Below are 13,694 nucleotides of genomic sequence, written 5' to 3'. Positions count from 1 at the left end.
CGGGCGCGGGTCGGACTCGGATGTCAGCTGTCCATGATGCCCGCAGTCTAATGCAACTCGGGTAGCGTTAGTCAACCCCCTTTGTCGGAGTGTGGTCCAGCTGACAGTTGGACAGCACGCTGCCGGGGCGGCACGATGTGAAAGAACACTTTCGAAAGAGTTCTTTCACAAGGAGACGCGATGGCCGAGCTACCCCCGCGCCGGCGGGTCCGGGACGCCGAGCTGATGCGCGCACTGGCCCATCCACTGCGCGCGGCACTGCTGAGCTACCTGATGTCGGCGGGCCCCCGCACCGCCAGCGAGTGCGCCACGGCGGTCGGCTCGACGCCGTCCAACTGCAGCTGGCACCTGCGCCAGCTCGCCCGGTTCGGCCTGGTGGAGCCGGACGCCGGCGCGGGCGGCCGGGAGCGGCCGTGGCGGGCCGGGCAGGTCGGCCTCGAACTGGGCGAGTGGGCCGCGGACCCCGCGGTGCGCGGTGCCCAGCTGGCCGCCACCGGCGCGATGGTCGGGCAGGAGCAGGAGCTCACTCAGCGATATCTGGACACCCTGGACGAGTTGCCCGCCGAGTGGCGGGAGGCGGCCGCGCTCAACGCCTACGCGCTGCGGGTCACCGCGGCCGAGCTGGCCGAGCTGGTCGACGCCGTGGATCGGCTGCTCCGGCCCTACGTGGGCACGCTGCGCGCCGACGTCCCGGCCGGCGCCCGGCCGGTCCACGTCGGCCTGCGGGCGTTCCTCCGGATCGACGCCGACGGCGAGTCGAGCGCGTGACCGCCGGGGGACCGCTGCGGCAACCGGGGTTCGCCCGGCTGTGGCTGGCGGCGCTGGGCTCGGAGACCGCGGAGTGGATGCTGCAGGTGGCCCTGCCGGTGCTGGTGTACCAGCGCACCGGCTCCCCGGTCGCCACCGCCACCGGGCTGATGCTGGGACTGCTGCCGGCCGTGCTGCTCGGTCCCGTCGCCGGCGTGCTGGCCGACCGGTGGAACCGGCGTGCCCTGCTCCGCGCGGTGTGTGTCGGGCAGGCGGTGGTGGTGCTGCCCCTGCTCGGCGCCGGTGGGGTGCTGGCCGTGGTGTACGCGGTGCTGACCGCGCAGGCCGCGCTGGCGGCGCTGTTCGAGCCGGCGCGCGGCGCGCTGGTCCCGGAGCTGGTCGGGCCGGAGCGGGTGGTCGCGGCGAACGGGCTGCTCGGGGTCGGCTCCGCGGTCGCCCGGTTCGCCGGCGGCGCACTCGGCGGGTTGCTGCTCGCCGCCGCGGGGCTCGGCTGGCTGGTCGCGGCCTACCTGGCGCTGCTCGCCGGCGCCGCCGCGCTGCTGCTCCGCCCGTTCGCGCCGGTCTCCACCCGCGCCGCCGGCGCCACGGCCTCGACCGCCCGCCCCGGGTCACCACGCGAGTGGCTGGCCGGATTCGCCGCGTTCGTCCGCCGGCCCGCGTTGCGGCTCGCCGGGGTGGCGCTGGTGCTCATGGCCGTGGCGCAGGGCATGTTCCTGGTGCTGTTCGTGCTCTTCGTCGTCGACGTCCTCGGCGGAGGCGAGGCCGAGGTCGGGATGCTGCGCGGGGTGCAGGCGGTCGGCGGGCTGCTCGCCGGGGTGGCGCTGGCGACCGTGGCCCGCCGGGCCGCGCCGGCGCGGCTGCTCGGCGGCGGCGTGCTCAGCGTCGGCGCACTGAGCGCGGTCATCTGGACCATGCCGGAGTTCAGCACCGCGCTGCCGGTCTACATCGGACTGTTCGCCGCGGTGGGCGCGCCGGGTGTGGTCGCCGTGTCCGGGCTGCTGGCCCTGCTGCAGACCGGGACGGCGGCGCACCTGACCGGCCGGGTGCTGAGCAGCGCGTTGGCCGGCATGGCGCTGGGCACGGTCGCCGGCGTGCAGCTGGCCGGCGCGCTCGCCGGTGCCGTCGGGCTGGCCCAGCTGCTGCTCGCGCAGGCCGCGCTGCACGTGGCCGCCGGCGCGGTGATCCTCCTCGGGCCCGGTCGCTACCGTGGTCGGCGTGCCCCATCTGTACGCCACCAGCGACCTGCACGTCACGCACCGCGGCAACGGCCCGGTGGTCGACACCATCCGCCCCAGCTCCCCGGAGGACTGGCTGATCGTCGCCGGGGACGTCGCGGAGCGGGTGCCGGCGATCACCGACACGCTGGCGATGCTGCGGGAACGGTTCGCGAAGGTCGTCTGGGTGCCGGGTAACCACGAGCTGTGGACCACCGACGGCGACCCCGTGCGGGCGCGCGGCGAGCAACGCTACGCGGAGTTGGTGCGCCGCTGCCGCGCGCTCGACGTCCTCACCCCGGAGGACGAGTTCCCGGTGTGGCCGCACGCCGGGCGGCCGCTGACGATCGCGCCGCTGTTCCTGCTCTACGACTACAGCTGGCGGGTCCCGGAGACCGAGGGGCTGCCGGTGGCCGCGGCGCTCGACCACGCCCGCGAGGCCGGGGTGGTGTGCACCGACGAGTTCTTCCTGCACCCGGACCCGCATCCGGGCCGGGCCGAGTGGTGCGCGCACCGGCTGGAGGTCAGTGAGAAACGGCTGGCCGCGGTCCCGGCCGAGCACCGCACGATCCTGGTCTCGCACTGGCCGCTGCACCGGCACCCGACCGAGCCGCTGCGCTGGCCCGAGTTCGCCCTGTGGTGCGGCACCACCGAGACCGAGGACTGGCACCTGCGCTACCGGGCCGAGATCGCCGTGTACGGCCATCTGCACATCCCGCGCACCACCCACCGCGACGGCGTGCGGTTCGAGGAGGTCTCACTCGGTTACCCGCGCGAGTGGCGGAACCGAGCCAGGGGAGCCGTGCCGCTGCGCCGCCTCCTCTAGCCAGCGCACCCCGAACCGAGGACCCACCGCGGCCGGCGGTTCCGGCGTGGGACTCGCGGGTCAGCGGCCGGTGTCGGGCCGGCGGCGGCGGAGGTAGCGCTCGAACTCGGCGGCGATCTTGTCCCCGCTGGCCTCGTCGAGCTCGATCTCGGCGTCCCCGCGCTCCTCGAGCGAGCGCACGTACTCGCTGATCTCGTCGTCCTCGGCGGCCATCTCGCTCACCGTGTGCTGCCACTGCTCGGCCTGCTCCGGCAGCGCGCCGAGCGGGATCTCGATGTCGAGCACGTCCTCGAGCTTGTGCAGCAGCGCCAGGGTGGCCTTGGGCGACGGTGGGTGGGACACGTAGTGCGGCACGGCGGCCCACACCGACACCGCCGGGATGCCGGCCTGGACGCACGCGTCCTGCAGCACTCCTATGATCCCGGTGGGGCCCTGGTAGCGGCTGCGCTCGAGGCCGAATCGAGCGGCGGCCGAGGCGTCGTACGCCGTTCCGGTGACCGGCACCGGCCGGGTGTGGGCGGTGTCGGCCAGCAGCGCACCCAGCGTGACGACCGTGGAGACCTGCAACCGCTCCATGCGGTCGAGCAGCTCCCGGCAGAACGCCCGCCACCGCATGTTCGGCTCGGGCCCCTGGACGAGCACGACGTCCCGCCGGGCGCCCGGCGGGCGGCACACCGCCAGCCGCGTCGTCGGCCACTCCACCCGGCGGGTCACCCCGTCGACCAGCCGCACCGTCGGCCGGCTGACCTGGAAGTCGTAGTAGTCGTCGGGGTCGAGCTCCGACAGCGGCGCGGCGTCCCAGTTCAGCTGAAGGTGCTCCACCGCGGTGCTCGCCGCGTCTCCCGCGTCGTTCCAGCCCTCGAACGCCACCACCATGACCGGTTTCTCCTCGGCCGGGGACGGATCCGGCGGGCCGGCCGGTTGCGGAGCGTGACCCTTCTGAGCTGTCTCGGCTGTGTTGTGCGTGGGGGGCTGCGTCACACCCGCCAGCCTACGACCCCGGGGGACTGGCGCAGGACCGTAGGCTGGAACACATGCCCAAACGGATCTCGTCGCCGCTGCTCGACGCCCTCACCTCCCGTGTCGTGGTCGCCGATGGTGCGATGGGCACGGCACTGCAGTCGCACGACCTGTCGCTGGACGACTTCGCCGGGCTCGAGGGCTGCAACGAGATCCTCAATATCACCCGACCGGATGTCGTCCGGGGGATTCACCGCGGCTACCTCGAGGCCGGCGCCGACGCCGTGGAGACCAACACCTTCGGCGCGAACTTCGCCAACCTCGCCGAGTACGACATCGCCGACCGCATCGTCGAGCTGGCCGAGGCCGGCGCACGGCTGGCCCGCGAGGTGGCCGACGAGTTCGCCACCCCCGACCGGCCCCGGTTCGTGCTCGGCTCGGTCGGCCCCGGCACCAAGCTGCCCACCCTGGGCCACGCCCCGTTCAGCACCCTGCGCGACGCCTACGTCGAGGAGGTGCGCGGCCTGCTCGCCGGCGGGGCGGACGCGATCATCGTGGAGACCACACAGGACATCCTGCAGACCAAGGCGTCGATCATCGCCGCGCACCGGGCGATGGCCGCCGAGGGGCGGCGGGTGCCGGTGATCGCGTCGATCACCGTGGAGACCACCGGCACGATGCTGCTGGGCACCGAGGTCGGCGCGGCGCTACAGGCGCTGGAGCCGCTGGGCATCGACATGATCGGGCTGAACTGCGCCACCGGGCCCGCGGAGATGAGCGAGCACCTGCGGCAGTTGGCCAAGCACGCGCCGGTGCCGCTGTCGGTGATGCCCAACGCGGGCCTTCCCGAGCTCGGCCCGAACGGCGCGGTCTACCCGCTGGACCCGGACGGCCTGGCCGAGGCGCTCACCGGGTTCGTCCGCGAGTTCGGGGTCGGGCTGGTCGGCGGGTGCTGCGGCACCACCGACGAGCACATCCGACGGCTCGCCGAGGCGGTGGCCGACCTGCGCGCACCGGAGCGCTCGCCGCGGTTCGAGCCGGGCGTGTCCTCGCTCTACCAGGCGGTGCCGTTCGAGCAGGACGCCAGCGTGCTGATGATCGGTGAGCGGACCAACGCCAACGGCTCCAAGGCGTTCCGCGAGGCCATGCTCGCCGGGCGGTACGAGGACTGCGTGGAGATCGCCCGCGAGCAGACCCGCGACGGCGCGCACATGCTCGACCTGTGCGTCGACTACGTGGGCAGGGACGGCTCGGCCGACATGGCCGAGCTGGCCTCCCGGCTGGCCACCGCGTCCACGCTGCCGATCATGCTGGACTCCACCGAGGTGGACGTGCTGCGCACCGGGCTGGAGCACCTGGGCGGGCGGTGCGCGGTCAACTCCGTCAACTACGAGGACGGCGACGGTCCGGAGTCGCGGTTCGCCAACGTGATGAGCCTGGTCCGCGAGTTCGGCGCCGCCGTGGTCGCGCTGACCATCGACGAGGAGGGCCAGGCCCGCACGGCCGAGAAGAAGGTGGCCATCGCCAGCCGGTTGATCGAGGACATCACCGGCAACTGGGGGCTGCGCGCCAGCGACATCATCGTCGACACGCTGACCTTCACCATCTGCACCGGGCAGGAGGAGTCGCGGCGCGACGCGATCGAGACGATCGAGGCGATCCGCGAGCTCAAGCGCCGCCACCCGGACGTGCAGACCACGCTCGGCGTCTCCAACGTCTCGTTCGGCCTCAACGGCGCCGCCCGGCAGGTGCTGAACTCGGTGTTCCTGCACGAGTGCGTCGAGGCCGGGCTGGACACCGCGATCGTGCACGCCAGCAAGATCCTGCCGATCGCCCGGATCCCGGAGGAGCAGCGCGAGGTGGCGCTGGACCTGGTCTACGACCGCCGGCGCGAGGGCTACGACCCGCTGCAGACGCTGATGGCGCTGTTCGAGGGCAAGACCGCCGCGTCGAGCAAGGAGTCGCGGGCCGCCGAGCTCGCCGCGTTGCCGCTGTTCGAGCGGCTGGAGCGGCGCATCGTGGACGGCGAGCGCAACGGCCTGGAGGCCGACCTCGACGCGGCGCTCACCGAGAAGCCCGCCCTGGAGATCATCAACGACACGCTGCTGTCCGGGATGAAGACGGTCGGCGAGCTGTTCGGGTCGGGCCAGATGCAGCTGCCGTTCGTGCTGCAGTCGGCCGAGGTGATGAAGACCGCGGTGGCGCATCTCGAACCGCACATCGAACAGGACAGCGAAGGGCCTGAGGGGAACCGCGGCAAGGGCCGGATCGTGCTGGCCACCGTCAAGGGCGACGTGCACGACATCGGCAAGAACCTCGTCGACATCATCCTGTCGAACAACGGCTACGAGGTGGTCAACCTCGGCATCAAGCAGCCCATCACCGCGATCCTCGACGCGGCCGAGGAGAACGGCGCGGACGCCATCGGCATGTCCGGGCTGCTGGTCAAGTCGACGGTGATCATGAAGGAGAACCTGGAGGAGATGAACTCCCGCGGGGTGGCCACCCGCTGGCCGGTGCTGCTCGGTGGGGCCGCGCTGACCCGCTCCTACGTGGAGAACGACCTGACCGAGGTCTACCTCGGCGAGGTCCGCTACGCGCGGGACGCCTTCGAGGGCCTGCGGCTGATGGACGCGGTCATGGCCGCCAAGCGCGGGGAGTCGCCGCTGATCGACGAGGAGGCCGAGCGCAAGCGCGCCGAGCGCAGGGCCCGCCGCGAGCGGTCGCTGCGGATCGCCGAGGCCCGCAGGGCCCGGCGGGACGACGCCGAGGAGGCACCGGCCCGCTCGGACGTGGCCACCGACGTGCCGCTGCCCACCCCGCCGTTCTGGGGCACCAGGGTGGTCAAGGGCGTGCCGGTGGCCGACTACGCCGCCATGCTCGACGAGCGGGCGACGTTCATGGGCCAGTGGGGGCTCAAGGGAGCCCGCGGTGGCGCCGGGCCCAGCTACGAGGAGCTGGTGGAGACCGAGGGCCGGCCCCGGCTGCGGTACTGGCTGGACCGGCTGGCCACCGACGGCGTGCTCGCCCACGCCGCGGTCGTCTACGGCTACTTTCCCGCCCATGCCGAGGGTGACGACCTCGTGGTGCTGACCGAGCCACGCCCGGACGCGCCCGAGCGGACCCGGTTCACCTTCCCGCGGCAGAAGCGGGACCGGCGGCTGTGCCTCGCCGACTTCTTCCGGCCGCGGGAGCTGGCGGTGGCCACGGGGGAGGTGGACGTGGTTCCGCTGAGCCTGGTGACCATGGGCCAGCCGATCGCCGACTACGCCAACGACCTGTTCGCCCGCGACGCCTACCGCGACTACCTCGAGGTGCACGGCCTCGGCGTGCAGCTCACCGAGGCACTGGCCGAGTACTTCCACCGCCGCATCCGGCAGGAGCTGCGGTTCCCCGGCGGGGGCGTGCTGGCCGACGAGGACCCGGCGGAGATCGAGGAGTTCTTCAAGCTCGGCTACCGGGGCGCCCGGTTCTCGCTGGGCTACGGCGCCTGCCCGGATCTGGAGGACCGCGCCAAGATCGTGGACCTGCTCGAGCCCGAACGGATCGGGGTGAAACTGTCCGAGGAGTTCCAGCTGCACCCGGAGCAGTCCACCGACGCGATCGTGGCGCACCACCCCGAGGCGAAGTACTTCAACACGTGAGCGAGCGTGCGAGCGAACCATTGAGCACAGCAGCCCGGCGAGCGCCGCGACGAGCGTCAGCGAGGAGGGGTGTGAGCGAGCGTGCGAGCGAACCGTTGAGCACAGCAGCCCGGCGAGCGCCGCGACGAGCGTCAGCGAGGAGGGGTGTGAGCGAGCGTGCGAGCGAACCGTTGAGCACAGCAGCCCGGCGAGCGCGGCGACGAGCGTCAGCGAGGATCGGGGAGTGACGGACGCGTTGCCCGCCGCGGTGCTGTGGGACATGGACGGCACGCTGGTGGACTCGGAGAAGCTCTGGGACGTCGCGCTGTACGACGCCGTGGAGTGGCTGGGCGGCAGCCTGTCCCCGGACGTGCGGGCGGCCCTCGTCGGGGTCAACATGGACAGCACCAGCGCGGTGCTGCTGCGGGCCACCGGACACGAGCCCACCGCGCGGGCGGTGGCCGAGCTGGGGGAGTGGATCCGCCGCAGGACCGCCGACCTGTTCGACGACCCGCTCCCGTGGCGGCCCGGCGCCAGGGAGGCGCTCGCCGCGGTGCGCGCCGCGGGCGTGCCGGCCGCGCTGGTGACCTCGACCGAGCGGGCGCTCACCGAGCGGGCGCTGAACACCATCGGCCGGGAGCTGTTCGACGTCACCGTGTGCGGGGACGAGGTGGATGGGCTGAACAAGCCGCACCCCCGGCCGTACCTGCGCGCGGCCGAGCTGCTCGGGGTGGCCCCCGCCCGGTGCGTCGCCGTGGAGGACTCGCCACCGGGCGCGGAGTCGGCGGTCGCCGCGGGGTGCGCGGTGCTCGTCGTGCCCAACGACGTCGCCGTGCCGCCGGGGCGCGGGCGGGTGTTCCGCGACTCGCTGGTCGGCGTCGATCCCGGGGTGCTCGGCGCGGTGCTGGTGGGCCCGGGGGAGTAGCCGGGCGCCTCGATCGGGCGAACCGGACGTGACCTCCCGCGCGGCGGCCCGGGCCACCGGAAGGGCCGCCGCGGGCGGATGGAAGGATCACCGGGCGTGAAGACCTTCGACGAGCTGTACGCCGAGCTCGCCGAGCGGGCCAGGACCCGCCCGGCCGGCTCCGGCACGGTGGCGGCGCTGGACGCCGGCGTGCACGCCCAGGGCAAGAAGGTGCTCGAGGAGGCCGGCGAGGTGTGGATCGCCGCCGAGCACGAGTCCGACGAGCGGCTGGCGGAGGAAGTCTCCCAGCTGCTGTACCGGGTGCAGGTGCTCATGCTGGGCAGGGGCGTCACCCTGGAGGACGTCTACCGGCACCTGTGACGCGCCGGCGCGCCGGGCCCGAGGACGATCGAGAAGGAGTGGAACATGCTGCGTGTCGCGGTGCCGAACAAGGGAGCGCTGGCCGGCGCGGCGGGTGAGATGCTCGCCGAGGCCGGGTACCGGCAGCGGCACGAGCAGCGCGACCTCACGGTGCTCGACCCGGTCAACGACGTCGAGTTCTTCTTCCTCCGGCCCAAGGACATCCCGATCTACGTCGGCTCGGGCGAGCTCGACCTGGGCATCACCGGCCGTGACCTGGCGTTGGACTCCGGCGCCCCGGTCGAGGAGTTGCTGCAGCTCGGGTTCGGCGGGTCCACCTTCCGCTACGCCGCGCCGGCCGGGCGGGACTGGAAGCCGGCCGACCTCGCCGGCAAGCGGCTGGCCACCTCCTACCCGCGGCTGGTGCGAGACGACCTCGCCCGGCAGGGCATCGAGGCGGAGGTGATCCGGCTGGACGGTGCCGTGGAGATCTCGGTGCAGCTGGGGGTGGCCGACGCCGTCGCCGACGTGGTGGGCTCCGGCCGCACGCTGCGCCAGCACGACCTGGTGGCGTTCGGCGACCCGATCTGCGTGTCGGAGGCGGTGCTGGTGCACCGTGCCGGCAGCCAGGAGACGCGGGCCAAGACCCAGCTGACCGCGCGGCTGCGCGGGGTGGTGTTCGCCCAGCAGTACATGATGCTCGACTACGACTGCCCGCGGGAGCTGCTGGAGCGGGCGATCGCGATCACCCCGGGGCTGCAGTCGCCGACGGTCTCCCCGCTGGCCCACGACGGGTGGGTGGCGGTGCGCGCGATGGTGTCCCGCAAGCGGGTCAACCAGGTCATGGACGAGCTGGCCGAGGTGGGCGCGAAGGCCATCCTCGCCTCCGACATCCGCTCCTGCCGCCTCTAGGCCCGGCGGCCCCGGTTCAACGTGGGGAGCGGGGCTTCTTGGGGAGCAGGTCGTACAGCCGCCGGCGGGAGCCGTTGTCGTTGGCGTTGCGGGCGTCGGCGACCTCGGCGATGAAGTCCTCGAACACGAAGTCCTCGTGCTCGTCCGGCGGCAGGGTGGGCGCCTGGCCGCCGGCTGGCGTGGCCGAGTCGACGACGTGGGCGATCTGCCGGAACGCCGCGGCCTGCACCGTCTCCGGGGCGAACGTGGTCACCGGCACCCCGCGGGCCGCGGCCTCGTTGATCACCACGCCGAGCGGGACGTGCGGCAGCACCGGGATCCCGAACGCGGCCAGCTCCTCCATCGCCGCCGCCGCGTAGGACGACATCGGCCGCCGGTACAGGCCGGGCACCAGCCCGTAGAAGGTGACCGGCGGCCGGCCCACGCTCTGCTCGACGTAGCTGATCTGCTCGCGGAGCAGCCGCAGCGCCCGGATGCTGGTGCGGTCGGGCTGCACCGGAACCAGCACGCCGTGCGTCGCCGCGATCGCGTTGTTGGTCAGCACGTCCAGCGCGGGCGGGCAGTCGACCACCACGTGGTCGTAGTTGGCGAACTGGATGACCCTGGCCAGTTGCCACCCGGGCACGCGGAACTGGTCCAGTCGTCGGATGAGGTCGAACATCCCGCTGCAGGTGGGGATGACGTCGAGCGCCCCGCCGGGGCCGATGGTGCACCGCGGGTGCGACACGATCAGCTCCTCGACCGGGCCCTTCCACATCTTGAGCAGCGCCTTGGCCAGGGTCGGGCCCTGCGCCGGCGCCTCGGGCAGCCCGAGGAGCTCGGTGGTGGCATGGCCCTGCGGATCGAGGTCGACGAGCAGTGTCCGCCGACCACGCTCGGCGAGTGCCGCGGCGAGGCCGACGCTGAGCGCGGTCTTGCCGACCCCGCCTTTCTGATTGACCACCGAGGTGATCTGCATGCCAGGCCACACTCCATGCTGTTGGTCGTCCCCGGCAGGTTAGTGGATCTCGACCCGGCGCGCCGGGTACCCGCTCAGCGTGTCCGCACCAGCAGCGCCTGCCGGCCGGCGCCGACCGGGCCGCCGGTGTCGTGCAGCGTGCTGTGCGCGGTGCCGACGCCGCTCGGCCCGATCACCGTGGCGGCGGCCATGCCGATCCACTCGCCCACCGGGGCCCGGTGGACGTGCACGGTCAGCTCCGCGTTGATGAGCAGCCAGCGCCCCGGGTCGAGCCGGGCGGACACCCCACTGGCGCTGTCCGCGATGGTGAGCAGGCGTTGCAGCCCGCTCGGCTTCTCCCCGTCGACGAGCGCGACCCGCTGCCGCGCCCACACCGTGGTGTCACCCGATCGGTCGGTCCCGCCCGCCACGGTCCGCCACTCCACGGCGTCGAGGTAGCCGCCGTGCCATCCCGGAGGCCAGGACGCCGGCGGGCAGCCCTCCGGCGGGGGCAGTGGTGCGGCGTCGCCCGCGGCGGCCTCGCTGGTGTCGGACGCGGCGAACCGCCATGCCGTCGCCCTGGCGACCGGCCGGTCGCCCGCCACGAGCTCCGCCACCAGCAGCTCCACCGACCGGCCCGGGCGCGCCAGCTCGACCCGCACGGCCAGCTCGGCCACCGGCGCCGGTCCCAGGATCTCCACGGTGACCCGGCCGAGCACCATCTCCCGGCCGGCGGGGACCTCCTCCAGCGCCCGCGCCAGCAGCGCCGACGGCGGTCCGAAGTGCTGCGCGTCCGGGGTCCACGGGCCCGCCGTGTGCTCGGTGGCCCGGAACCGGCCGGCGCCCAGCGGGACGTAGAAGGCGTCCACGGCGTCCATCCTGGCCTCCCGGTCGACCCGCTCAGTCCGCCCGGTCCAATGGCGACTCCTCACCCGCGTCGGGCTCGGGCCAGCCCGGGTACTCGGGCGGGGTGCCCCCGTGGGAAGGGCACAGCGCCCGGTGGGCGCACCAGTCGCAGAGCCGGCTCGGGCTGGGCCGGAAGTCTCCGGTCCGCCCGGCACGCAGGATCGCCTGCCAGATGGCCTCCAGGGTGCGCTCGAAGCGGCGCAGCTCGGCCTCGTCCGGGGTGTAGGCCAGCGCCTGGCCGTCGGTGAGGTACATGAGCTTGAGCTGGCGGGGCACCACGCCGCGCAGCCGCCACAGCACCACGGCGTAGAACTTCATCTGGAACATGGCCTTGGCCTCGCCGATCGCCCGCGGCGCCGCGCCGGTCTTGTAGTCCACCACCCGGATCTCACCGGTGGGGGCGACGTCGAGCCGGTCGACGTAGCCGCGCAGCAGCACCCCGGACCCGAGCTCGGTCTCCACGTGCAGCTCGCACGCCTCCGGCTCCAGCCGGCGCGGGTCCTCCAACCGGAAGTAGGCGTCGAGCAGCTCGGCGGCCGAGCCCAGCCATTCGGTGACCTCGGCCGACTCGGCGCCGGGGAACAGCTCCGTCCACTCCGGACTCTGCTCGGCCAGCTCCGCCCACGCGGGCGCGAGCAGGTCCCTGGCCCGCTCGGGCATTCGCTCGGCGGCGGGCAGCGCGAACAGCTTCTCCAGCACGGAGTGCACGAGGGTGCCGCGCAGCTGGGCCCTGGTCGGCGGTTCGGGCAGTCGGTCGACGGCGCGGAACCGGTAGAGCAACGGGCACTGCTTGAAGTCGGCGGCCCGGGACGGCGACAGCGCCGGCCGGCGGACCGCCCGCTCGGCCGGCTCGGGGGTCGGGAGGGGAGTGGTGGTGTCGGTGGGCTCGGCGGTTTCGGTGGGCTCGGCGGTGGGCCCGGCGGCCGGTCCCTCGCGGTCGAGCACCCGTACGTCGTCCGTCGTTCCCTGTGCCATGCGGCGAGGGTAACGGTGAGCGCCGACAGTCCCCGGACCGGCGCGGGGCGTGTCCGTCCTGTCTCGCGGGACGTCGGGGACCGTGTGCCGGAGCACGGGGTCGGGAACCGCCGGTGGTTCACCCGCGTTTTGCGGCGGGTTCTTCTACGCTGTTCCGGTGGACGCCACCGGGGCAGGGACACGGCGGAGGTCCAGCGGGCGCGCGTCGCTGGACGGTGGCCTCCTGCTCTTCCGCGTCGACGGGGTGCCGGTCCTGCTCGCGCCGTCGTGGTGGATCGGCGCGCTGGTGGTCGTGGTGCTCTACGCCCCGCTGGCCGGGCGGCTGCTCCCCGGGGCCGGCCCCGCCACCGGGTGGGTGCTCGCGGCCGCGTTCGCGGTGCTGCTCGCCCTGTCGGTGCTGGCCCACGAGCTCGGGCACTGCCTGGTGGCGCTGCGGCTGGGCATCCCCGTGCGCCGGGTGCGGCTGTTCCTGCTCGGCGGGCTGTCCGAGGTGGGCCGCACCCCCCGGACGCCGGCCTACGAGGGCCTCGTCGCCGCGGCCGGTCCGGTGGTGTCGATCCTGCTCGCCGGGCTGTGCGGCCTGCTGTTGCTGGCCGTCCCTTCCGGCGGGATCACCTGGCTGCTGGTCGCCGAGTGCGCCGTCGCCAACCTCGCCGTGGGCGTGTTCAACCTGCTGCCCGGGCTCCCGCTGGACGGCGGCAGGATGCTCCGGGCGGGGGTGTGGGCGCTCACCGGCACCCGGTTGAAGGGCACCAGGGCCGGCGTCGCCGGCGGGTGGTTGGTGGCGACCGCCCTGCTCGTCTGGGCACTGTGGGGCCTCGCGGCCGGCAGTGACGACCGCTGGCTACGGCTCGGCGTGTGCGTGGTGACCGCCTCGTTCGTCGTGGTGGGCGCCAGCGGCGAGCTGGCCGCCGAGAGCCGGCGGAGCTGGCCGGACGGCCTGGTGCTCACCGACCTGGTCCGCCCGGTCCTGCAGCTGCCCGCGGAGAGCCCGGTGTCCGACGCGCTGGCCGCCTCCGCCGGCCGCGGCGTGGTGCTGGTCCGGGCCGACGGCGTGGCCGCCGGCCTGCTGGACGAGGCGTCCGCCCAGCGGCTGGCGGAGTCGTCCCCGCACGCGCCCGCCGAGCAGGCGGCCGAGCCGATCCGGGCGGAGACGGTCCTGCTGGTGTCCGACCCGGGGGAGGAGGTCGCCGAGCGGGTGCGGGAGGCCCCGGCGTGGCAGTTTTTGGTGGTCGACGAGGAAGGCCGGCCCGCGGGGGTGCTGCGCCGCGAGGACCTCCGCGCCGCGCTGACCGAGCCGAGGCGCTAG

11 protein-coding genes and 1 pseudogene are annotated in these 13,694 nt (G+C 73.9%); 8 read left to right on the top strand and 4 right to left on the bottom strand.

The window, feature by feature from the left end; translation table 11 throughout:
- Positions 1 to 180 precede the first annotated feature (180 nt).
- From BM051_RS23340 to BM051_RS23330, 3 genes and pseudogenes are all read left to right on the top strand, one after another.
- Positions 181 to 768 carry a winged helix-turn-helix domain-containing protein gene (locus tag BM051_RS23340; RefSeq protein ID WP_092534395.1) on the top strand — a complete coding sequence of 196 codons (588 nt, stop codon included), beginning with the start codon at positions 181 to 183 and terminating at the stop codon, positions 766 to 768.
- Positions 765 to 1,895, top strand: a pseudogene (locus BM051_RS23335) (MFS transporter); the annotation flags it as partial. The gene BM051_RS23340 and the pseudogene BM051_RS23335, both read left to right, overlap by 4 nt.
- 88 nt (positions 1,896 to 1,983) lie before the next feature.
- Entirely contained in the window at positions 1,984 to 2,808 is an 825-nt protein-coding gene (locus BM051_RS23330; RefSeq protein WP_134046340.1) for a metallophosphoesterase family protein, read from the top strand.
- 60 nt (positions 2,809 to 2,868) lie between these two features.
- On the opposite strand, the gene BM051_RS23325 is transcribed toward BM051_RS23330, so the two are convergent.
- On the bottom strand, positions 2,869 to 3,684 hold the full coding sequence (locus tag BM051_RS23325; RefSeq protein ID WP_092534387.1) for a PAC2 family protein: 816 nt from the start codon (positions 3,682 to 3,684) through the stop codon (positions 2,869 to 2,871).
- A gap of 158 nt (positions 3,685 to 3,842) precedes the next feature.
- Between BM051_RS23325 and metH the strand changes: the two genes are divergently transcribed.
- The 4 genes from metH (at position 3,843) to hisG (ending at position 9,567) form a co-directional block, all read left to right on the top strand.
- Positions 3,843 to 7,412, top strand: coding sequence for a methionine synthase (gene metH, locus BM051_RS23320; RefSeq protein WP_092534384.1), 3,570 nt, complete (start codon positions 3,843 to 3,845; stop codon positions 7,410 to 7,412).
- A gap of 223 nt (positions 7,413 to 7,635) precedes the next feature.
- Positions 7,636 to 8,316, top strand: coding sequence for an HAD family hydrolase (locus tag BM051_RS23315; protein ID WP_280522176.1), 681 nt, complete (start codon positions 7,636 to 7,638; stop codon positions 8,314 to 8,316).
- Positions 8,317 to 8,412: 96 nt separating this feature from the next.
- The gene (locus BM051_RS23310) at positions 8,413 to 8,676 is read left to right on the top strand and encodes a phosphoribosyl-ATP diphosphatase (RefSeq protein WP_092534381.1); all 264 of its coding nucleotides are present in this window, start codon (positions 8,413 to 8,415) and stop codon (positions 8,674 to 8,676) included.
- Positions 8,677 to 8,721: 45 nt separating this feature from the next.
- On the top strand, positions 8,722 to 9,567 hold the full coding sequence (hisG, locus tag BM051_RS23305; protein ID WP_092534378.1) for an ATP phosphoribosyltransferase: 846 nt from the start codon (positions 8,722 to 8,724) through the stop codon (positions 9,565 to 9,567).
- Between the two features lie 16 nt (positions 9,568 to 9,583).
- On the opposite strand, the gene BM051_RS23300 is transcribed toward hisG, so the two are convergent.
- From BM051_RS23300 to BM051_RS23290, 3 genes are all read right to left on the bottom strand, one after another.
- Complete coding sequence (locus BM051_RS23300; protein ID WP_092534375.1) at positions 9,584 to 10,525, bottom strand: ParA family protein; 942 nt, start codon at positions 10,523 to 10,525, stop codon at positions 9,584 to 9,586.
- A 74-nt stretch (positions 10,526 to 10,599) separates the two neighbouring features.
- Positions 10,600 to 11,382, bottom strand: a complete 783-nt coding sequence (locus tag BM051_RS23295; protein WP_092534372.1) for a thioesterase family protein — start codon at positions 11,380 to 11,382, stop codon at positions 10,600 to 10,602.
- A 22-nt stretch (positions 11,383 to 11,404) separates the two neighbouring features.
- The gene (locus tag BM051_RS23290) at positions 11,405 to 12,385 is read right to left on the bottom strand and encodes a RecB family exonuclease (protein WP_092534369.1); all 981 of its coding nucleotides are present in this window, start codon (positions 12,383 to 12,385) and stop codon (positions 11,405 to 11,407) included.
- Between the two features lie 208 nt (positions 12,386 to 12,593).
- Here BM051_RS23290 and BM051_RS23285 point away from each other — a divergent pair, with 208 nt between their 5' ends.
- Complete coding sequence (locus tag BM051_RS23285; RefSeq protein ID WP_166677826.1) at positions 12,594 to 13,694, top strand: site-2 protease family protein; 1,101 nt, start codon at positions 12,594 to 12,596, stop codon at positions 13,692 to 13,694.

This window comes from Amycolatopsis arida (genome assembly GCF_900115565.1).
Classification (GTDB): domain Bacteria; phylum Actinomycetota; class Actinomycetes; order Mycobacteriales; family Pseudonocardiaceae; genus Yuhushiella; species Yuhushiella arida.
Note: the sequence above shows the minus strand (reverse complement) of the source record. Positions and strands in the feature narration are given on the sequence as shown.